Raw genomic sequence first — 21,404 nt, 5'->3', positions numbered from 1 at the left:
GATGAGTACTTTAGCAAAAATAGAAGCGCTCTTGTTTGTAGCGGGTGAAGATGGGATTAGAGTCCGCCAGTTAGCTGAACTCCTCTCTCTGCCACCGACAGGCATCCAACAGAGTTTAGAAAAATTAGCTCAGAAGTATGAAAAGGACCCAGATTCCAGTTTGGCTCTGATTGAGACAGGGGGCGCTTATAGATTGGTGACCAAACCTCAATTTGCAGAGATTTTGAAGGAATACTCTAAGGCACCTATCAACCAGAGTTTATCTCGGGCTGCCCTTGAGACCTTGTCCATCATTGCTTACAAACAGCCCATCACACGGATAGAGATTGATGCCATCCGTGGGGTTAACTCGAGTGGGGCCTTGGCAAAGTTGCAGGCCTTTGACTTGATACGAGAAGACGGGAAAAAAGAAGTGTTGGGTCGCCCCAACCTCTATGTGACTACAGATTATTTCCTAGATTACATGGGGATAAACCATTTAGAAGAATTACCAGTGATTGATGAGCTTGAGATTCAAGCCCAAGAAAGCCAATTATTTGGTGAAAGGATAGAAGAAGATGAGAATCAATAAGTATATTGCCCACGCAGGTGTGGCCAGTAGGAGAAAAGCAGAAGAGCTGATCAAGCAAGGTTTGGTGACGGTTAACGGCCAAGTGGTACGTGAACTAGCAACGACCATCAAGTCAGGCGACAAGGTCGAAGTTGAAGGCCAGCCTATCTACAACGAAGAAAAGGTTTACTATCTGCTTAACAAACCACGCGGTGTCATTTCCAGTGTGACAGATGACAAGGGGCGTAAGACTGTTGTCGACCTCTTGCCTAACGTGAAGGAGCGCATCTACCCTGTAGGTCGTTTGGATTGGGATACATCAGGAGTTTTGATTTTGACTAATGATGGGGATTTTACGGATGAGATGATTCACCCTCGTAATGAGATTGACAAGGTTTATGTCGCGCGTGTTAAAGGTGTGGCCAATAAGGATAATCTCCGCCCCTTAACCCGTGGACTTGAGATTGATGGCAAGAAAACCAAGCCGGCTGTCTATGAGATTCTCAAAGTGGACCCAGTTAAAAACCGCTCTGTGGTGCAGTTGACCATCCATGAAGGGCGTAACCACCAGGTTAAAAAGATGTTTGAAGCTGTCGGTCTCCAAGTGGACAAGTTGTCACGGACTCGTTTCGGACACCTAGACTTGACAGGTCTTCGTCCGGGAGAATCCCGCCGTCTTAATAAAAAAGAAATCAGCCAACTACACACCATGGCTGTAACCAAGAAATAATGAAACGAATTTTAATCGCGCCTGTGCGCTTTTACCAACGTTTTATCTCACCAGCCTTTCCACCCTCTTGTCGCTTTGAGCCTACCTGTTCAAACTATATGATTCAGGCTATTGAAAAACATGGCTTCAAGGGTGTTTTGATGGGCTTGTCTCGGATTTTACGTTGCCATCCCTGGTCGAAAACAGGTAAGGACCCCGTCCCAGATCACTTTTCACTCAAACGGAATCAAGAAGGGGAATGAGGTTGGGCAAAAGGTTTTAATAAAATGATAAAAACGCATCCTATCAGGTTTGAGTGAGCTTGATAGGATGCGTTTTATCATGTAAAGATGTGATTGAGTTTAAAGCAGCTTATTTCAAGGCTTTTTGTGCGTCTTCAATCATGAGTTTTGTTGATTCAAGTCCGCCTCCGCTTAGATACCAGAGATCTGGTGTTAGTTGGATGATCTTTCCATTTTTAGCGGCAGGTGTTTCAGCGATGAGGGCATTTTCTAGGACGCCATCGTTGCTTGAGTTGTCACCACCGATGGCAAGGGTACGGTTGATGACAAAGAGGATGTCAGGGTTGATTTCTTTGACACTTTCAAAGCTGACTTCTTGTCCGTGGCGTGAGTCTTCGAATTTAGTGTCAGTTGGCTTGAATTTCAAGGTTTGATACAAGAAAGAGAAACGAGATTGGGCACCAAAGGCAGCCATTTTTCCTTCATTGAGGAGGATAGCAAGGGCTTTTTTGTCAGAACTTTCGTTTTTAGTTGCGACTTCTTGGATGCTCTTGTCTAGCTTGTCCAATTCTTCCTTGGCTTTCTGTGTACCAGTTTCACCAAAGGCGCTTGCTAGGGATTCGATATTAGTCTTGGTAGAAGTCCAGTAGTCATCTTTGCCTGCTTGGAAGAGAACAGTCGGAGCGATTTCGTTGAACTTATCTACGAATTTTTGGGTACGTGGTGAAGTGATAATTAGGTCTGGTTCAAGAGCAGCAAGGGCTTCTAGGTCTGGCTCAACCATAGAACCAACATTTTTAACTTTTCCAGCTAGGTCTTTTAGATAAGTTGGAACAGTTTTTGTAGGCATTCCGACGATATTCTTTTCAAAACCTAAAGCGCGAATAGTATCCGCAGCACCGAGGTCAAAGGTCACAATCTTTTCAGGGACTTTTGAAAGTGTGACTATACCTAGTGAACTTTTAATGGTTACCTCTGTTGGAGCAGAGCTACTTGTCTCCGACTGGCTGGTACTTGAGTTTGAGGTTGTACTACATGCACCAAGTAGGAGCAAGAAGCTAGCCACTAGGGCAGTGAAATAAAGTTTAAGGGATGTTTTCATGATTTCTCCTTTTTAAAATATGATAACGATGTAGGGAGTCTCTAGGTTTTATTGACTAAGAGACTGAAGGTTCTCTAACTCGAGTTTCTGAGTTACTAGCTATAGATACAAATCTTTTTGCCATTGCTATCAGCTAGCGTGATAGGAATCTCATAAAGTTGACTGAGCAGATCAGCTTGCATGATTTGATCGGTTCTTCCCTTGCGAAAGACTCGGCCGTCCTTGAAGGCGACAATTTCATCCGCATACTGGCTGGCCATGTTAATATCGTGGAGGACGATGATAATGGTTTTCCCGAGTTCCTCCACCAGTCGCTTGAGAATCTGCATCATACTAACACTTTGCTTGATATCGAGATTGTTGAGTGGTTCGTCTAGCAAGATAAAGTCTGTATCCTGGGCCAGTACCATAGCGATAAAGACCCGTTGGAGCTGGCCTCCAGACAGGCTATCGATGTAGCGGTCTTTTAAGTTGGTCAGTTCCAGATAGTCCAGAGTTTCTCGGATTTTTTCCCAATCTTCTGGTCTCAGTCGACCTCGGCTGTAGGGAAAACGTCCAAAGCTGACCAGTTCTTCAACCGTCAATTTGGCTTGGTAATTGATTTTCTGCTTTAGGATGGTCAGTTCTTGAGCTAGTTCTTGTGAATTCCAGCTCTCGATTTCACGTCCTTTGATACTGAGAATTCCCTGATCTTTCTTGGTTAGTCTGCTCATGATGGAGAGGAGAGTCGATTTTCCAGCACCATTTGGACCAATAAAGGCTGTCAGTTTCTGAGGACTGACTTCAAGCGAAATGCCTTGCAAAATATCCTGTTTTTGAATGGATTTGTCAATGTTTTCCAGTTTCACTGACGCGCCCTCCTGTAGAGTAAGATAAAGAATAAGAGACCACCTACGCTCTCGATGATCATGCTGATGCGAATTTCCAGTGCAAAGACTCGTTCAATCAGGGCTTGCCCCAAGGTTAAGCTAATAAATCCAACCATAATGGCTACGATAAAGAGTAACTTGTGCCGATAGTCTTTGACAATCAGGTAGGTGAGGTTAGCCAGCATAAAGCCGAAGAAGGCCATAGGCCCTACCAAGGCAGTGGCCGTTGAGGTCAAAAGCACGATGCCCCAGAGGAGTTCTTTCTGTTCTTTTTCAACATCGAGTCCCAATATCTGAGCCGTTTCTCTTTGTAGGTGCAAGACATCCAAAATGACTGCTTTCCGAAAGAAAAAGATTGTCAAAGCAAGGATAATCAGAGAGCCGATGGCTAGGATGGAAGTGTTGAGATGCTGAAAGGAAGCAAAGAGACTGTTCTGCAGTTTATCGTATTCATTTGGATCCATCAGGACTTGGAGGAAGGTACTGATATTTCGAAAGAGACTTCCGAGGGCTAGACAGATCAGCAGGATCAAGACCAGATCTTGTTTCATCAGTGTCTTCAAGTAGCCTTGCAAGGCAAGAAAGAAGAGGGATTGGACAAGAAGTAAAACTAGGAATTCTAAGATAGGAGACTTGTCAAGTTGAAGAAACTTGCTTTCAAAAACCAGTAGCAGGGTTTGTAGTAGGACGTAGAAGGATTCGATTCCCAAAATACTTGGCGTCAGGAAGCGATTTTCCGTAAGGGTTTGAAAACTAATAGTCGAAATCCCTGTCGCGATGGCTACTAAGAGATAAACAACTATCTTTTGGGAACGCAACTTCCAAGCAAAGGCAGACAGCTGGGTGATAGGCCAAAAGTAGAGGAGACAAGCTCCGATGGCCAGAATAATGAGAAGGCAGAAGAGCTTGGTATGTTTGCTTTTAAACTGCATCTCTTCGTCCCCCTCTCCATAGAAGTAGGATAAAGACGAGGCTACCGATGATTCCTAGTAGAAGACTGACAGACAGCTCATAGGGCCGAATCAAGATTCGAGAGAGGATGTCGCAGGCTAGGACCAGATTGACACCAACCAGTACGACCATGAGTTTGGTCTGACTTAGATTATCTCCATAGTGCTTGCGAACAAGATTGGGAACGATGACCCCGAGAAATGGCAAGCCACCCACGGTAATCATGGTGACACTAGTCGTTAGTGCCACCAGAAAGAGGGCCAGTTTTTCAAGTAGGGAGTAGGAAATCCCCAAACTTTCGCTAGTCTCTTTTCCTAGATTCATGATGGTGAAGGTTTGTGATAATTTCCAAACGGCTATCAGGATGATGAGGCCTAAGAAGAGCCACTCATACTGATGGGTCTGAATCATGGAGAAGGAGCCCTGGGTCCAGGCAGTCATACTCTGAACCAGATTGAAACGATAGGCGATAACTTCTGTGACAGAGCCGATAATCCCGCTATAGATGATCCCAATCAGAGGCAACATCCACCTTTCCTTTATAGAAAAAATAGTCATAAAGGCTAGGAAGAAGAGAGTAAATACGATGGATGAAACAAAAGCAAAGACCATCTTTTGAGTCAGACTAGCCGATGGAAAGACAAAGAGGCTCAATACCATTCCTAGTTTGGCAGCTTCAGTGGTTCCAACTGTACTTGGAGCAGCAAACTGATTTTGAGTGATAGTCTGCATGAGAAGTCCTGCCATACTCATACTAGAGGCGGTCAGGAGAATGCTGATAGTTCTTGGGAGACGGGACTCTTGAAAGAGAAGCCAAGTTTCATGATCCAGTGCAAAGAGCTTTCCCCATGAAAAATCACTGGTTCCAATGCTAATAGAGAGAAAGACTAGGAGTAGAAGTAAGCCAATTAAATAATGAGAAAGTTTCATACCCCATCCTTTCATGTAGATTTGGTATTGAAAGATACCTGCGGATATTACTGTAACACGATTTCTTTAATCTGTCAATAAATTTTCTGACAATTTAATAAATAAAACAAGGAGAGAGCGCCAAGCCTTTCTCCTTTGTTATCCTATTCCAAAATGTTTTTGCCTTCTTTAACACGCCAATGATAATCCGATAAAATAATATCTTCAAGAGAGTAGCTAGCTTTCCAATCAAGATATTTTTTAGCTTTTGAGGCGTCTGCTAGGACGCTAGCTGGGTCACCAGCACGGCGAGCAACAATTTCGTGTGATATTTTTTGATTCAGTAATTCTTCAGCAGTTTTAAAGATTTCTTTGACGGTATAGCCTTTTTCAGTTCCTAAGTTAAAGATTTGAGAAGAACTGTTTTCTTGGAAGAGGTAATTCATCCCTTTAACATGAGCCTGTGCAAGGTCCAAGACATGAATGTAATCTCGAATACATGAACCGTCACGTGTATCGTAGTCATCTCCAAATATTTTGAGGCTATCATTTTGTCCCAATGCGGTCTTGTTGATGTTGGGAATGATATGAGTTGGATTTTTCACACGGAGACCGTTTGAAGCATCCATTTCAGCCCCAGCAACATTAAAGTAACGGAAAATGACATATTTCCAGTCGTAGCGATTGGCCATCCAGTAAATCATTCGTTCACCCATCAGTTTTGTCTCAGCATAAGGGTTGACAGGGTCGAGCAGGGTATCTTCAGTTGCTGGCTTGTCGATACAGTTATTACCATAGAGAGAAGCAGTCGAAGAGAACATGATTTTTTGAATGCCAACTTCAGATAAGACTTTGAGAACTTGGTTCATACCAGCAACATTGGCAGTGAAGTATTTACTTGGATTTTCAATACTTTCGCTCACAACAATCTCACCCGCACAATGGAGAACAGCATCAATCTGATTTTCTTCTAAGTAAGCTTTTAGGGCACTAGAATCATAAACATCCAGTTTTTTAAAGCTAGCACGACTATCTACAGCTGAACGATTTCCTGTAGAGAGATTATCGAGGACATGCACCTGATAGCCAGCATTTAAAAGAGCTTTAACGGTATGGGAGCCAATGTAGCCAGCTCCACCTGTAACAAGAATTGTTTTGGTCATGATTTTTTCCTTTTTTTATTTTTTACTAGTTGGAAAATTCTTTTTGATTTAAAAAATTAAATACTTCTAATAACGTATTTGTTCGATCTCCAATCAATACTCCATCAAATCCTAATTTAATAATTTCAGGGATGTCTTTACATTGTAGACCTCCTCCAAATACTAATTTATATTTAAAATTATATATTTGACTAGATATGAACAAATACCTTTTTAGCATAGTTAAATGATTAGAAATTTCTTCTAAACTGTAGTCCTTTTTTCCACTCAATGTTGCACTTAGAATTTCATATGCTATAATAATTTCTTTTCCTTGAAATTGAATTCCTGATAAAAGTTGATGTATCTCAGCAATATAATTTTTATTTTTGCCAAAACAAATAATAGGAGTTATATTTCCAACTATTGTCTGTTTTATTTTTGAACGAATGATATTTTTAGTTTCATTTAAGAATTTTTGTCGTTCTAGATGGCCGACAAATGCATATTTTATATTATAGTAATTGAGATGTTCACAGGTTAAATCACCAACATTTCGCCCCTTTATAGCAATATTTTGCGAAGCAATTGAAAAAGAATATTCATTGTCGTTAACAGGTATTATTGGCGAAATAATTAATTCTGTTTTAACATTTCCTTCATTGAAAAGTTTTAACAGATCTAATTGTTCATGAATACTTAATTTATTTTTAAAGTTGAATATTGTTAACATTTTCACCTTTTTAATATTAAAACTAATTATTTGTTAATTTTGTCATCAATGTATTGTTCTAGTTTTGCTTTGTATTGTTCAAAGTTAGGTTTCTTTACTACATTATGAAATGATAAAGTTTCTCTTTGTGTAAATCCGCAAAACTCCATTGCTTTATGAAATGATATTAGAATTTCGTCTACACTTTTACCATTAAAAAATTCATTGGAATCATTAAAAGTATATTCTGGTGCATTCCATGTTGAAGATATAATATATTCTTTCCCTTTCATGAGTCCACCAGTTCCATATTTATCAGCAAATGAGTAAAACTGCCCATATTCAAATACATTATCAAGATACAATTTTAATTTTCCTGGAACATTAAACCAATAAATTGGGAATTGAAAAATAATTAGGTCAGCCCATAAAAACTTATTTCTTTCATCAATAATATCATATGATTCTACTGAAGATAGCTGTACATTATGATGATGCCGTAATTTATTTAAAAAAATATTGTATAAGCTAAAGTTAAGTTCGCCTTTACAGAAATCATGTTTTTGATATCCGTTTATCAATAAGATGTTCATATTTAATTCCTCCTTGTATTAAAAATATCATTATTTAATATTTTTGTCAATATTTTTATTGAAAACAATTGAAAAACAACCGAAAATATTCTGTAAATCATGAAAATATGAACGTTTTTATTATAAATTATTTTTTTGTACGTTTATTTATAATTAGGTTTGTCTTGGAATAGTTCTTAGCTTTCATCACATATACAAGAGAATACTATCCTTTTCTAAGATACAGTAAGACTAAGATACTAATTTAGAAATCCACCTTCCCGCTATCCTTCTCCTATAAAAAGTGGTAAAATGGATGAAAGAAAGAAGGAACTGAAATGACAACATTATTTTCAAAAATCAAAGAAGTAACAGAACTTGCTGCGATCTCAGGTCATGAAGCGCCTGTCCGTACTTATCTTCGTGAAAAGTTGACACCGCACGTGGATGAAGTGGTGACAGATGGCTTAGGTGGTATTTTTGGTATCAAGCATTCAGAAGCAGCGGATGCGCCGCGCGTCTTGGTCGCTTCTCACATGGATGAAGTTGGTTTTATGGTCAGCGAAATAAAGCCAGATGGTACCTTTCGTGTGGTAGAAATCGGTGGATGGAATCCTATGGTGGTTAGCAGCCAACGTTTCAAACTCTTGACTCGTGATGGTCGTGAAATTCCAGTGATTTCAGGCTCTGTTCCTCCACATTTGACTCGTGGAAAGGGTGGACCAACCATGCCTGCTATTGCAGATATCGTCTTTGATGGCGGTTTTGCGGACAAGGCTGAGGCAGAAAGCTTTGGCATCCGTCCTGGCGACACCATCGTACCAGATAGTTCTGCAATCTTGACGGCCAATGAGAAAAATATCATCTCAAAAGCTTGGGACAACCGCTACGGTGTTCTTATGGTTAGCGAGTTGGCGGAAGCTCTGTCAGGTCAAAAACTGGGAAATGAACTCTATCTTGGCTCTAATGTCCAAGAAGAGGTTGGTCTTCGTGGTGCTCATACATCTACAACTAAGTTTGACCCAGAAGTTTTCCTAGCAGTTGACTGCTCACCTGCTGGTGATGTCTACGGTGGTCAAGGCAAGATTGGAGATGGAACCTTGATTCGTTTCTACGATCCAGGTCACTTGCTTCTCCCAGGAATGAAAGATTTCCTTTTGACAACTGCTGAAGAAGCTGGAATCAAGTACCAATACTACTGTGGTAAAGGCGGAACAGACGCTGGCGCAGCTCATTTGAAAAATGGTGGTGTCCCATCTACAACAATCGGTGTTTGCGCTCGTTATATCCATTCTCACCAAACCCTCTACGCTATGGATGACTTCCTAGAAGCTCAAGCTTTCTTGCAAGCCTTGGTGAAAAAATTGGATCGTTCAACGGTTGATTTGATTAAAAATTATTAAACTTAAGGAGGTGGTAGGGATGGTAGAACCAAACCTAGAAAGCCTTATAAAAGATCTTTACAATCATGCTCGACATGATTTGAGTGAAGATTTAGTTGCTGCTCTCCTAGAGACTGCTAAAAAACTGCCTACTACAAATGAGCAATTGCTGGCAGTTCGTCTCTCAGGCCTGGTCAATCATGAATTGCTCCTAAATCCCAAACATCCGGCACCTGAGTTGCTCAACTTGGCTCGTTTTATCAAGAGAGAAGAAACCAAGTACAGAGGAACCGCAGCTTCTGCCCTTATGTACGGGGAGTTCTTTAAAATGCTTTGATTCCATTGTGGATCAAAGCATTTTTTTGTAAGACCTATCTCGTGAGCGTTCAAATAGTAGTAACAAGGAATCATGAGAAGTTAGCCGAGACTATAGTAGTGAAGAAACTTCTGTAATGGAAGTGGAGCGAAGTGAGGAATCGTCAAACGGTAGGGGATAGGCTGTTTGAAGGGTGCTATGAGAAAGATAGGGTAAGGTGAAATTAAATACGAACAAATTGATTGGGAAATTCAAATCGCTTTCTATCAATGTTTTAGAAGATACAGTGCCCTAGTCCAACTTCAATATACTATAAAAGAACAGATGGAAGTAATTATGATTTACTTCTATCTTTAAAATAAATGGTCTGATAGGAAAAACATGTCCCATCATAAAATATAGGATAGTACGGATGGAAGGCTTTTGTAGACTGGAGGACGAAGGAGTTTAGAAACTCTCGTTAAAAGTTAGTTGAACCGGAGTATGGTGATGTAAATCATTATCAAAAATTATTTCTACATCGAAATAGTTGACAGTTGAAAGGACAAGTGTTACAATTATTTTATTCGTTTCGATATCGAAATAAATTGGAGGTGTTATGAAAGATAGTCATTTGCTAGCCCATCATATTCGTTTGTTGAATGGGCGGATTTTTCAAAAGTTACTGAGTCAAGACCCTGAAGCTCTTTATAGGGGTGAACAGGGGAAGATTTTAGCGGTTTTATGGAATAGTGAAACTGGTTGCGCAACTGCGACAGATATTGCGCTTGCGACTGGGCTTGCAAATAATACGCTGACGACTATGATAAAAAAGCTAGAGGAACAAAAGCTTGTAATTGTTAGTCCGTGTGGAAAAGACAAGCGTAAGAAGTATTTAGTTTTAACGGAGTTAGGCAAGTCCCAGAAAGAAGTGGGACATCGTGTCAGTCAGAAATTGGATACGATCTTTTACAAAGGATTTTCAGAGGAAGAAATTTGTCAGTTTGAAGCCTTTCAAGAAAGAATTTTGGCTAATCTGAAAGAGGAGGAAAATGAGGTTTAAAATGGAGCAAATTAGCTGTTTATAAGTAAAGGCCACTTTTGACTTTGTTTTCCAACTCTTAGGACAAGGAAACTATGTGGTTAGCTATGGTCAGACTCAGATTGATGGCCTTGCTTATGCCCAGTACGATATCTTCCGTTTAGAGAACGGGAAAATTTTTGAGCATTGGGGCAATAAGGAAGTTATGCCTAAGGTAGAAGACTTGACCAATCGAGGGAAGTTTTAAATGAGGATACAGAATGATTGAATACAAAAATGTAGCTTTACGTTACACAGAAAAAGATGTCTTGAGAGATGTTAATTTACGGATTGAGAATGGGGAATTTATGGTTTTAGTAGGGCCTTCTGGGTCCGGTAAGACGACCATGATCAAGATGATTAACCGTCTCTTGGAACCGACTGATGGAAATATTTATATGGATGGCAAGCGCATCAAAGACTATGATGAGCGTGAGCTTCGTCTGTCTACTGGTTATGTTTTACAAGCCATTGCTCTCTTTCCCAATCTAACGGTTGCGGAAAATATTGCCCTGATTCCTGAGATGAAGGACTGGACTAAGGAAGAAATTGCTCAGAAAACAGAAGAGCTTTTAGCTAAGGTTGGTTTACCAGTGGCTGAGTATGGGCATCGTTTGCCTAGTGAATTATCTGGTGGAGAACAGCAACGGGTTGGTATTGTCCGTGCTATGATTGGTCAGCCTAAGATTCTCCTCATGGATGAACCTTTTTCAGCCTTGGATGCTATTTCGAGAAAACAGTTACAGGTTCTGACTAAAGAATTGCATAAAGAGTTTGGGATGACAACGATTTTTGTGACCCATGATACGGATGAAGCCTTGAAGTTGGCGGACCGTATTGCTGTCTTGCAGGATGGAGAAATTCGCCAGGTAGCGAATCCCGAGACTATTTTAAAAGCTCCTGCCACAGAATTTGTAGCAGACTTGTTTGGAGGTAGTGTTCATGACTAATTTAATTGCAACTTTTGAGGATCGTTTTAGCGATTGGTTGACAGCTCTATCTCAACATTTGCAGTTGTCACTGTTGACCTTATTACTAGCTATTTTTATCGCGATTCCCTTGGCTGTTTCTCTTCGCTATCATGAGAAGCTGGCCGACTGGGTCTTGCAGATTGCAGGGATTTTCCAGACTATCCCGTCACTGGCCTTGTTGGGACTCTTTATCCCCTTGATGGGAATTGGAACCTTGCCGGCTTTGACAGCGCTAGTGATTTATGCGATTTTCCCTATTTTGCAAAATACCATCACTGGGCTGAAGGGAATTGATCCGAGTCTACAGGAGGCTGGGATTGCCTTTGGTATGACTAGATGGGAACGTCTCAAGAAGTTTGAAATTCCACTTGCCATGCCTGTTATCATGTCTGGGATTCGGACAGCAGCAGTATTGGTTATCGGTACAGCAACCTTGGCGGCCTTGATTGGTGCAGGGGGACTGGGTTCCTTTATTCTTTTGGGAATTGACCGTAATAATGCCAGTCTGATTCTGATTGGGGCACTTTCTTCTGCGGTGCTAGCTATTGCCTTTAACTTCCTGCTAAAAGTGATGGAAAAAGCAAAATTGCGGACGATTTTCTCTGGTTTTGCCTTGGTGACCTTATTGCTCGGTCTGTCTTATAGTCCAGCCCTTTTGGCTCAAAAAGAGAAAGAAAATTTGGTGATTGCTGGAAAATTGGGTCCAGAACCAGAAATTTTGGCCAATATGTATAAGTTGCTGATTGAAGAAAATACCAGTATGACTGCGACTGTTAAACCGAATTTTGGGAAAACAAGTTTCCTCTATGAAGCTTTGAAAAAAGGCGATATTGACATCTATCCTGAATTTACCGGTACGGTGACTGAAAGTCTACTTCAACCATCACCGAAAGTTAGTCATGAGCCAGATCAGGTTTATCAGGTGGCGCGTGATGGCATTGCCAAACAGGATCATCTAGCCTATCTCAAACCCATGTCTTATCAAAATACCTACGCTGTAGCTGTTCCGAAAAAGATTGCTCAAGAATATGGCTTGAAGACCATTTCGGACTTGAAAAAAGTAGAAGGACAGTTGAAGGCAGGCTTTACTCTCGAGTTTAATGACCGTGAGGATGGAAATAAGGGCTTGCAGTCAATGTATGGTCTCAATCTCAATGTGGCGACCATGGAACCAGCTCTTCGCTATCAGGCAATTCAGTCAGGCGATATTCAAATCACGGACGCTTATTCGACTGATGCGGAATTGGCACGTTATGATTTACAGGTATTGGAAGATGACAAACAACTCTTCCCACCTTATCAAGGGGCTCCACTGATGAAAGAAGCTCTTCTCAAGAAACATCCAGAGTTGGAAACAGTTCTCAATAAATTGGCTGGTAAAATTACTGAAAGCCAGATGAGCCAGCTCAACTACCAAGTCGGTGTTGAAGGCAAGTCAGCAGAACAAGTAGCCAAGGAGTTTCTACAAGAACAAGGTTTGTTGAAGAAATAGCTTGAAAAGCTAAACTCAACTTGGTTAAACGATTATATAGAAGAACGCTCAGACAATGTCGTCTGGGCTTTTTTGATGTGAGAATGACTGAATGTCACTTAAAATGGAAAGAAAGAGAAAATTTTCATGATTTTCTAAAATTTTACTGTAAAGACAGTTGACTATTCATAAAATAGGTGTATAATATTTTGTGAACTACTTAACAAATAAGGGGTTTCAGCTCATGTCGACTAAGGTTAGAAATCTTGTGTATAGGCAGTTCATTATCTAATAGAGCGTTGCGTCCGAAAGTCTATCCAGACACGGCTCTTTAAAAACAAAAGGAGAAATGATGCATACTTATTTGCAAAAGAAAATTGAAAATATCAAAACAACCCTAGGTGAAATGTCAGGTGGTTACCGTCGTATGGTTGCGGCTATGGCTGATTTAGGATTTTCAGGAACTATGAAGGCTATCTGGGATGACCTCTTTGCCCATCGTAGTTTTGCCCAGTGGATTTATTTGCTGGTTTTAGGAAGTTTTCCTCTCTGGCTGGAGTTGGTTTACGAACATCGTATTGTTGACTGGATTGGGATGATTTGTAGCTTGACAGGGATTATCTGTGTAATCTTTGTATCGGAAGGTCGAGCAAGTAATTATCTTTTTGGCTTGATTAACTCTGTTATTTACCTTATTTTGGCCCTACAGAAAGGCTTTTATGGTGAGGTGCTGACGACACTTTACTTCACAGTCATGCAGCCAATTGGACTTCTAGTTTGGATTTATCAGGCACAGTTTAAGAAGGAAAAGCAGGAGTTTGTCGCGCGTAAACTGGACGGCAAGGGCTGGACAAAGTATCTTTCCATTAGTGTGCTTTGGTGGTTGGCCTTTGGCTTCATTTATCAGTCTATTGGTGCCAATCGTCCCTATCGTGATTCAATCACAGATGCAACCAATGGGGTAGGGCAAATCCTCATGACAGCTGTTTACCGTGAACAGTGGATATTCTGGGCGGCTACCAATGTTTTTTCAATCTATCTCTGGTGGGGAGAAAGCCTGCAAATTCAAGGGAAATATCTAATTTATCTCATTAACAGTCTAGTTGGTTGGTATCAATGGAGCAAGGCAGCTAAGCAGAATACTGATTTACTTAACTAGGAAAAGATGTTTGAAAGTGCTGTTTTGAGATTTCGATTAAAACAGATATAGTTGATAATCAAGGATTTATAGTATGAAAAAGAGGATCGGCGGGTCCTCTTTTGTTGTTGAAAAGATAAAAAACTCAGTAACCTAGAAATAAGACAACTGAGCTTTACTCTATATTCAATTTTTAGGAATGAGAAGGTCTAGATAAAATTGGACAACTTCCTGGTCTGTGAAATCTTGACCTTTTTTGAGCCACCAGGTCAATGTCTCGATAAAGTTGGACACGACCAAGTGTTGGAGGTAAGAAGTAGGTAGACTTGGGTGAGTTTGCTTCAAATCAGCAGCCAGCATGGGATAGACGTGGTGCTCAAGCTCTCTCTGTAGTTGACGGAGGAAATAGTCATTTTTGGAGAATAGTAGACTGGTGATATGGTCTTGGTTTTTCTGAAAATGCAGAAAGAGGTGGGCGAGGTAGTCCTCGGTTGAAATGGCTTGCTCTCTTTCAAAAAGATGATGGAAGAGGTAGCGGCAGAGCTGGTCCAGAAGAAGCTCCTTACTTTCATAGTGACAGTAAAAGGTGGATCTTCCCACATCTGCGAGATCAATGATATCCTGAACAGTAGTGGCCTCGTAGCCCTTAGCATTCAAAAGTTGTATAAAAGCTTGATAGATGGCTTTTTTGGTTTTGCTGATACGGCGGTCAATGTTAGTCATATGGACATTTAAGGCAAATTGTTCAGAACTGAATAAAGCTGACGTTTTGCTTCTATCCTTTCTTTGAGTTTTAGTGGATAATGATAATGAACAAGGTGTTCATAAATCTATTATAACAAAGGAATGAGAAATATGAAGGCAAAATATGCTGTTTGGGTGGCTTTTTTCTTAAATTTGACTTATGCCATTGTTGAGTTTATTGCAGGTGGAATATTTGGTTCTAGCGCTGTTCTTGCTGACTCTGTGCATGACTTAGTAGATGCGATTGCAATTGGAATATCAGCTTTTTTAGAAACAATCTCCAATCGTGAAGAAGACAATCAGTACACCTTGGGCTATAAGCGGTTTAGCCTGCTAGGAGCCTTGGTAACAGCTGTGATTCTCGTAACAGGCTCTGTTCTAGTCATTTTGGAAAATGTCACGAAGATTTTGCATCCGCAACCAGTCAATGATGAGGGGATTCTCTGGTTAGGAATTATTGCGATTACTATCAATCTGTTAGCGAGTCTGGTGGTTGGTAAGGGAAGGACAAAGAATGAGTCTATTCTGAGTCTGCATTTTCTGGAAGATACGCTAGGGTGGGTAGCTGTTATCCTGATGGCGATTGTTCTTCGATTTACGGACTGGTATATCCTAGATCCTCTTTTGTCCCTTGTCATTTCTTTCTTTATTCTTTCAAAAGCCCTTCCACGTTTTTGGTCTACACTCAAGATTTTCTTGGATGCTGTGCCAGAAGGTCTTGATATCAAGCAAGTAAAGAGTGGCCTGGAGCGATTGGACAATGTGGCCAGCCTTAATCAGCTTAATCTCTGGACTATGGATGCTTTGGAAAAAAATGCCATTGTCCATGTTTGTCTAAAAGAAATGGAACATATGGAAACTTGTAAAGAGTCTATTCGAATTTTCCTAAAAGATTGTGGTTTTCAAAATATTACCATTGAAATTGATGCTGACCTAGAAACTCACCAAACCCATAAGCGAAAGGTGTGTGACTTGGAACGGAGTTATGAGCATCAACATTAGAAAAAAGTGAAAAATACTTGGGTACTATCTTATTTGGAATAGAGTAATTTCTTTATTATTTAAATATTTCAAAAATTGGTAAGAGAAGAGCATTGTATAAACTCCAGATATATGATTGTTAATGATAAAAATTTTTCGATTAGGTGCAAAATGCTTGACTTGGAGTCAACTCAAAGTTATATAATAAGATAAGTGAGTTAGAGTAGCTTAAACTCAGTGAATGAAATGAGAGGAGGTTAGCGTGTGAATATTAAATCTGCCAGTGATTTGTTGGGAATTTCAGCGGATACGATTCGGTATTATGAACGGGTTGGTCTTGTGCCACCGATTACTCGTACTGCTACTGGGATTCGTGATTTTCAAGATCAGGATATCGAAGCGCTGGAATTTATTAAGTGTTTTCGTTCGGCGGGTGTCTCTGTAGATAGTTTAGTTGACTATATGTCGCTCTACCAAAAGGGAGATGAAACGAGAGAGGAGAGGCTTGGTATTTTAGAAGAGGAAAAGCAAAAATTAGAGGAGCGCTTGTCTCAGCTACAGACAGCTTTAAATCGTTTAAATCTCAAAATTAAACTTTATAAGGAAGGAAAATTTTAAATGAAATCAGCAGTATATACAAAGGCAGGTCAGGTTGGACTTGCTAGCATTGAACGTCCGCAAATAATAGAAGCGGATGATGTGATTATTCGTGTGGTTCGTGCGTGCGTTTGTGGTTCAGATTTATGGAGGTACCGTAATCCAGAAACGAAAGCTGGACACAAAAATAGTGGACACGAAGCGATTGGGATTGTCGAAGAAACTGGGGAAGCCATTACGACGGTGAAACCAGGTGACTTTGTCATCGTCCCTTTTACCCATGGATGTGGTGAGTGTGATGCCTGTCTTGCTGGCTTTGACGGTTCTTGCGACAATCATATTGGTAATAACTTGGGGGGCGATTTTCAGGCGGAATATATCCGTTTCCACTATGCAAACTGGGCGCTGGTTAAAATCCCTGGTCAACCTTCTGACTACACAGAAGGTATGCTAAAGTCCCTCTTGACCCTTGCTGATGTCATGCCAACAGGCTATCATGCGGCGCGTGTTGCAAATGTTCAAAAAGGGGATAAGGTTGTGGTTATCGGTGATGGGGCTGTTGGTCAATGTGCTGTCATCGCAGCTAAAATGCGTGGAGCATCGCAAATTATTCTTATGAGCCGTCATGAAGATCGTCAAAAGATGGCTCTGGAGTCAGGTGCGACAGCTGTTGTAGCTGAACGCGGTCAAGAAGGAATTACCAAGGTGCGTGAAATCCTCGGTGGCGGAGCGGACGCAGCACTTGAATGTGTTGGTACGGAGGCTGCTGTAGAACAGGCGCTAGGTGTTCTCCATAATGGAGGGCGTATGGGATTTGTAGGAGTCCCACACTATAATAATCGTGCTCTTGGTTCGACATTTATGCAAAATATCTCTGTAGCAGGTGGGGCAGCTTCTGCTACAACATACGATAAGCAATTTTTACTAAAAGCCGTCCTTGATGGTGATATCAATCCAGGTCGCGTCTTTACTTCAAGTTATAAACTGGAAGATATCGACCAAGCCTACAAAGATATGGATGAACGTAAGACCATTAAGTCTATGATTGTGATGGATTAAAAAAGAAAATCCTAATGGAGATGTGAGACTCTCTATTAGGATTTTTTGTCATGTTTAATTTGTGGAGTTATGGCAGAGTACTCTCTCTTAAAGTCAGTCTGGTACCCAGCATGGTCAGGCTAGGGATTTTGCGACCGTGGAGTACTTCTTTGTTAAGAATATCCATACCTGCTCGGCCCATTTCTTCGGTATAGACGGTGATGCTGGAGAGGGGAGGATAGACTTGCTTGGTCAGACTAGTATCGTTAAAGGAAATAAGGCTGACGCGGTCTGGCAGGCTGATTCCAGCTTCTTGGAGGGCACGGAGGGCACCGATAGCTAAACTATCGCTAGCTGCAAAAAATGCTGGTGGCAGTTGGTCTCCCAAACTCTGAATAGCCTCCTTCATCAAGTCATAGCCAGACTGGGCAGTAAAGCTTCCTTGAAAGACCAGTTCATCATGATAAATTCCCTTCGCTTGACTGTAGTTTCTGAAATTTTCCAGTCGCTTATCCTCAATGATTTCTTCTTGGTCAGTTGTTTCCTCAATACCTGTTAGAATTCCTATACGGTCTATCCCTTGACTGAGGAAATAATCGACAACCTGTTTCATGGCAGTGTAAAAGTCCGTAATAATGCAGGTATGTCCTAGTGAAAGAGTATCACTGTCTAGAAAGACAAGAGGCTTTTGGTATTCTTCAAAGGCAGAAATCTGAGCTCGGCTAAACTTTCCGATGCAGAGAATCCCGATGACTTCCTCGCTTAGGGTAAAAGGATGGTCATTAAAATAGCGCAAAATATCATAGTCCAGTTCTTGGGCTCTTTTTTCTATGCCTAGGCGAATCTGGTAGTAGTAGAGGTCGTCCAGCTCTCCTTGTTCGCTGACCCATTGGATAATAGCAATCTTTTGCTTGGGCTTGTGGGACTCGCCTGTCTTGAGGTGCTTAGTGTAGCCCAACTCTTCAGCAACAGTTAAAATACGGTGTCTGGTTTCTTCTGTAACAGATAGACTCTGGTCGCGGTTGAGGACGCGGGATACGGTTGCGATAGAGACAGAGGCTAGCTGTGCAATGTCTTTTAAAGTAGCCATAAATCCTCCTTCTTTAAGGTTAGTATATCATATTTTTCTGCTTTTTACTGATAGTTTAGTAAAATTTTAGTAAAAAGGATTGACCTTGGGAAATCCCTTGGATACAATAGAAGAAAACGATTACACGTTAAGGTGACTTAACGGACAGTCAAAGGAGAATTCATATGACACAACATCTTACTGCAGAAGCCCTTCGAAAAGACTTTCTTGCTGTTTTTGGTCAAGAAGCAGACCAAACCTTCTTTTCACCAGGCCGTATCAACTTGATTGGTGAGCACACAGACTACAACGGTGGGCACGTTTTTCCTGCTGCTATTTCCTTGGGAACATACGGGGCAGCTCGCAAACGTGATGATCAAGTCTTGCGTTTCTACTCAGCTAACTTTGAGGACAAGGGCATTATCGAAGTACCTTTAGCTGACCTCAAGTTTGAAAAAGAGCACAACTGGACCAATTATCCAAAAGGAGTTCTTCATTTCTTGCAAGAAGCTGGGCACGTGATTGATAAAGGTTTTGATTTTTATGTTTATGGGAATATCCCAAATGGTGCTGGTTTGTCTTCTTCAGCATCCCTTGAACTCTTGACAGGAGTCGTGGCAGAGCATCTCTTTGATTTAAAATTAGAGCGTCTCGATTTGGTTAAAATCGGAAAACAAACAGAAAATAACTTTATCGGAGTCAACTCTGGTATCATGGACCAGTTTGCTATCGGTATGGGGGCTGATCAACGTGCAATTTACCTAGATACCAATACTTTAGAATACGACTTGGTGCCACTTGATTTGAAGGACAATGTCGTTGTTATTATGAACACCAATAAACGTCGTGAATTGGCGGATTCTAAATATAATGAACGCCGTGCTGAATGTGAAAAAGCAGTGGAAGAATTGCAAGTTGCTTTAGATATTCATACCTTGGGTGAATTGGATGAGTGGGCCTTTGACCAATACAGCTATCTGATTAAAGATGAAAATCGTTTGAAACGTGCTCGTCATGCAATGCTTGAAAATCAACGTACCCTCAGAGCTCAAGCAGCCCTCCAAGCAGGAGATTTGGAAACATTTGGTCGTTTGATGAATGCGTCACACGTTTCTCTAGAACATGACTATGAAGTAACTGGCTTGGAATTGGATACTCTTGTTCACACAGCTTGGGGACAAGAAGGTGTTCTCGGTGCTCGTATGACAGGGGCAGGTTTTGGCGGATGTGCCATTGCTTTAGTGCAAAATGATGCTGTTGAGACCTTTAAGGAAGCTGTAGGCAAACACTACGAGGAAGTAGTTGGATACGCTCCAAGCTTCTATATCGCTGAAGTTGCAGGTGGCACTCGCGTCCTTGACTAGTCAAAAGGAGGCTCTATAGTGACCTTAGTAGATAAATTTGTAACACATATTATTTCTGAAAGTTCATTTGAGGAAATGGATCGAATCTACCTGACCAATCGTGTCTTGGCACGAGTGGGAGATGGTGTTTTGGAAGTTGAGACCAATCTGGATAAAGTGATTGACCTCAAGGACCAGCTGGTTGAGGAAGCCGTTCGATTAGAGACGATTGAGGATAGTCAGACTGCGCGTGAAATCCTTGGTGCTGAACTGATGGATTTGGTGACTCCTTGTCCGAGTCAGGTCAATCGTGACTTTTGGGCAACCTATGCCCACTCTCCTGAGCAAGCGATAGAGGATTTTTACCAACTCAGTCAGAAGAATGACTACATCAAACTCAAGGCCATTGCTAAAAATATCGCCTACAGAGTACCATCTGACTACGGAGATCTAGAAATAACCATCAACCTCTCTAAGCCTGAAAAGGATCCTAAGGAGATTGCGGCAGCCAAGTTGGTGCAAGCTAGCAATTATCCCCAGTGTCAGCTTTGTCTAGAGAATGAGGGCTACCATGGTCTAGTTAACCACCCAGCTCGCAGTAACCACCGTATTATCCGTTTTAAAATGGCTACTCAGGAGTGGGGTTTCCAGTATTCACCTTATGCCTACTTTAATGAGCACTGTATTTTCTTAGACGGTCAGCATCGTCCCATGGCCATTAGTCGTCAGAGCTTTGAACGTCTGCTGGCTATCGTAGAACAGTTTCCAGGCTATTTTGCTGGCTCTAATGCCGACCTGCCGATTGTGGGGGGCTCTATTCTAACTCATGATCATTATCAGGGAGGCCGTCACGTATTTCCTATGGAATTAGCTCCCTTGCAAAAGACTTTCTATTTTGCTGGTTTTGAGCAGGTTAAGGCTGGGATTGTCAAGTGGCCCATGTCAGTGTTGCGTTTGACTTCGGATTCCAAAGAGGATTTGATCAACTTGGCTGACAAGATTTTGCAGGAATGGCGTCAGTATTCAGATCCTAGTGTGCAGATTTTGGCAGAGACAGACGGGACACCGCATCACACCATCACACCTATAGCCCGTAAGCGCGACGGTCAGTTTGAGTTGGACTTGGTCTTGAGGGACAATCAGACTTCTGCAGAACATCCTGATGGCATCTATCATCCTCACAAGGATGTCCAACATATCAAGAAGGAAAATATCGGCTTGATTGAGGTCATGGGCTTGGCAATCCTGCCACCACGTCTGAAAGAAGAAGTGGAGCAAGTTGCTAGCTATCTTGTAGGAGAAGCTGTTACAGTTGCCGATTATCATCAGGAATGGGCAGACCAACTCAAAGTCCAACATCCAGATCTAGCGGAAAAAGAAAAAGCCCTTGAAATCGTCAAGGACTCTGTTGGTGCTATCTTTGCGCGTGTCCTTGAGGATGCAGGAGTCTACAAGCAGACAGAACAAGGACAGGCAGCCTTTATGCGCTTTGTGGAGCAGGTCGGAATTTTACCAGACTAGGAGCATTCTCCTTGC

At 41.4% G+C, this 21,404-nt stretch carries 23 protein-coding genes and 1 pseudogene; 15 read left to right on the top strand and 9 right to left on the bottom strand.

Annotation, left to right across the window (positions count from 1 at the left end; genetic code table 11):
* The first annotated feature begins 1 nt into the window (after position 1).
* The 3 genes from scpB to yidD are packed head-to-tail and all read left to right on the top strand — an operon-like array spanning position 2 to position 1,522.
* A complete protein-coding gene (gene scpB, locus HT696_RS05625; protein ID WP_000105303.1) occupies positions 2-571 on the top strand; it encodes an SMC-Scp complex subunit ScpB in 570 nt (189 codons plus the stop codon).
* A complete protein-coding gene (locus HT696_RS05620) occupies positions 558-1,280 on the top strand; it encodes a pseudouridine synthase (RefSeq protein ID WP_001222228.1) in 723 nt (240 codons plus the stop codon). Before scpB ends, HT696_RS05620 begins: the two co-directional genes overlap by 14 nt.
* The gene (gene yidD / locus HT696_RS05615; protein WP_000821632.1) at positions 1,280-1,522 is read left to right on the top strand and encodes a membrane protein insertion efficiency factor YidD; all 243 of its coding nucleotides are present in this window, start codon (positions 1,280-1,282) and stop codon (positions 1,520-1,522) included. Before HT696_RS05620 ends, yidD begins: the two co-directional genes overlap by 1 nt.
* Before the next feature lie 109 nt (positions 1,523-1,631).
* On the opposite strand, the gene HT696_RS05610 is transcribed toward yidD, so the two are convergent.
* The 7 genes from HT696_RS05610 to HT696_RS05580 form a co-directional block, all read right to left on the bottom strand.
* Positions 1,632-2,603, bottom strand: coding sequence for a siderophore ABC transporter substrate-binding protein (locus HT696_RS05610; protein ID WP_173282422.1), 972 nt, complete (start codon positions 2,601-2,603; stop codon positions 1,632-1,634).
* 95 nt (positions 2,604-2,698) lie between these two features.
* Positions 2,699-3,451 (bottom strand): ATP-binding cassette domain-containing protein, encoded by a 753-nt coding sequence (locus tag HT696_RS05605; protein ID WP_173282423.1) that lies wholly within the window; start codon positions 3,449-3,451, stop codon positions 2,699-2,701.
* A complete protein-coding gene (locus HT696_RS05600) occupies positions 3,448-4,404 on the bottom strand; it encodes an iron chelate uptake ABC transporter family permease subunit (RefSeq protein ID WP_173282424.1) in 957 nt (318 codons plus the stop codon). Before HT696_RS05600 ends, HT696_RS05605 begins: the two co-directional genes overlap by 4 nt.
* Positions 4,394-5,353: an iron chelate uptake ABC transporter family permease subunit gene (locus tag HT696_RS05595; protein ID WP_173282425.1), complete on the bottom strand. Its 960-nt coding sequence runs from the start codon at positions 5,351-5,353 to the stop codon at positions 4,394-4,396. Before HT696_RS05595 ends, HT696_RS05600 begins: the two co-directional genes overlap by 11 nt.
* Before the next feature lie 143 nt (positions 5,354-5,496).
* Positions 5,497-6,495, bottom strand: a complete 999-nt coding sequence (gene galE, locus HT696_RS05590) for a UDP-glucose 4-epimerase GalE (RefSeq protein ID WP_173282426.1) — start codon at positions 6,493-6,495, stop codon at positions 5,497-5,499.
* A 25-nt stretch (positions 6,496-6,520) separates the two neighbouring features.
* Positions 6,521-7,207, bottom strand: coding sequence for a triose-phosphate isomerase (locus HT696_RS05585; protein ID WP_164226039.1), 687 nt, complete (start codon positions 7,205-7,207; stop codon positions 6,521-6,523).
* Between the two features lie 26 nt (positions 7,208-7,233).
* A complete protein-coding gene (locus tag HT696_RS05580) occupies positions 7,234-7,779 on the bottom strand; it encodes an NAD(P)H-dependent oxidoreductase (RefSeq protein WP_164226040.1) in 546 nt (181 codons plus the stop codon).
* Positions 7,780-8,096: 317 nt separating this feature from the next.
* On the opposite strand from HT696_RS05580, the gene pepA reads away from it, so the two are divergent.
* From pepA to pnuC, 7 genes and pseudogenes are all read left to right on the top strand, one after another.
* Positions 8,097-9,161: a glutamyl aminopeptidase gene (gene pepA, locus HT696_RS05575; RefSeq protein ID WP_173282427.1), complete on the top strand. Its 1,065-nt coding sequence runs from the start codon at positions 8,097-8,099 to the stop codon at positions 9,159-9,161.
* A gap of 19 nt (positions 9,162-9,180) precedes the next feature.
* Positions 9,181-9,477: a bacteriocin immunity protein gene (locus tag HT696_RS05570; protein WP_173282428.1), complete on the top strand. Its 297-nt coding sequence runs from the start codon at positions 9,181-9,183 to the stop codon at positions 9,475-9,477.
* A gap of 577 nt (positions 9,478-10,054) precedes the next feature.
* Positions 10,055-10,498 carry a MarR family transcriptional regulator gene (locus HT696_RS05565; protein WP_173282429.1) on the top strand — a complete coding sequence of 148 codons (444 nt, stop codon included), beginning with the start codon at positions 10,055-10,057 and terminating at the stop codon, positions 10,496-10,498.
* 34 nt (positions 10,499-10,532) lie between these two features.
* Positions 10,533-10,724: pseudogene (locus tag HT696_RS05560) on the top strand (polyketide cyclase); the annotation flags it as partial.
* Positions 10,725-10,737: 13 nt separating this feature from the next.
* A complete protein-coding gene (locus HT696_RS05555) occupies positions 10,738-11,466 on the top strand; it encodes an ABC transporter ATP-binding protein (protein WP_173282431.1) in 729 nt (242 codons plus the stop codon).
* Entirely contained in the window at positions 11,459-12,979 is a 1,521-nt protein-coding gene (locus HT696_RS05550; protein WP_173282432.1) for an ABC transporter permease/substrate-binding protein, read from the top strand. The genes HT696_RS05555 and HT696_RS05550 overlap by 8 nt, the downstream gene beginning before the upstream one ends.
* Positions 12,980-13,310: 331 nt before the next feature.
* Positions 13,311-14,117, top strand: a complete 807-nt coding sequence (pnuC, locus tag HT696_RS05545) for a nicotinamide riboside transporter PnuC (protein WP_000557779.1) — start codon at positions 13,311-13,313, stop codon at positions 14,115-14,117.
* Between the two features lie 165 nt (positions 14,118-14,282).
* On the opposite strand, the gene HT696_RS05540 is transcribed toward pnuC, so the two are convergent.
* A complete protein-coding gene (locus tag HT696_RS05540; RefSeq protein WP_000181701.1) occupies positions 14,283-14,819 on the bottom strand; it encodes a TetR/AcrR family transcriptional regulator in 537 nt (178 codons plus the stop codon).
* A 132-nt stretch (positions 14,820-14,951) separates the two neighbouring features.
* Here HT696_RS05540 and czcD point away from each other — a divergent pair, with 132 nt between their 5' ends.
* The 3 genes from czcD (at position 14,952) to HT696_RS05525 (ending at position 17,477) form a co-directional block, all read left to right on the top strand.
* Positions 14,952-15,842, top strand: a complete 891-nt coding sequence (czcD, locus tag HT696_RS05535) for a cation diffusion facilitator family transporter CzcD (RefSeq protein ID WP_173253193.1) — start codon at positions 14,952-14,954, stop codon at positions 15,840-15,842.
* Positions 15,843-16,085: 243 nt separating this feature from the next.
* Positions 16,086-16,439, top strand: coding sequence for a stress response transcriptional regulator NmlR (gene nmlR, locus HT696_RS05530; RefSeq protein ID WP_001022629.1), 354 nt, complete (start codon positions 16,086-16,088; stop codon positions 16,437-16,439).
* Positions 16,440-17,477, top strand: coding sequence for a zinc-binding dehydrogenase (locus HT696_RS05525; protein WP_164226048.1), 1,038 nt, complete (start codon positions 16,440-16,442; stop codon positions 17,475-17,477).
* A 67-nt stretch (positions 17,478-17,544) separates the two neighbouring features.
* Here HT696_RS05525 and galR read toward each other — a convergent pair whose 3' ends face one another.
* Positions 17,545-18,546 (bottom strand): DNA-binding transcriptional regulator GalR, encoded by a 1,002-nt coding sequence (gene galR, locus HT696_RS05520; protein ID WP_164226049.1) that lies wholly within the window; start codon positions 18,544-18,546, stop codon positions 17,545-17,547.
* Between the two features lie 164 nt (positions 18,547-18,710).
* Here galR and HT696_RS05515 point away from each other — a divergent pair, with 164 nt between their 5' ends.
* The gene (locus HT696_RS05515) at positions 18,711-19,889 is read left to right on the top strand and encodes a galactokinase (RefSeq protein WP_164226050.1); all 1,179 of its coding nucleotides are present in this window, start codon (positions 18,711-18,713) and stop codon (positions 19,887-19,889) included.
* Between the two features lie 18 nt (positions 19,890-19,907).
* Positions 19,908-21,389, top strand: a complete 1,482-nt coding sequence (locus tag HT696_RS05510) for a UDP-glucose--hexose-1-phosphate uridylyltransferase (RefSeq protein WP_173253192.1) — start codon at positions 19,908-19,910, stop codon at positions 21,387-21,389.
* Positions 21,390-21,404 lie beyond the last annotated feature (15 nt).

It is taken from the genome of Streptococcus sp. 9903 (genome assembly GCF_013276625.1).
Lineage (GTDB): Bacteria > Bacillota > Bacilli > Lactobacillales > Streptococcaceae > Streptococcus.
This window is presented reverse-complemented; position numbering and strand designations above follow the sequence as displayed.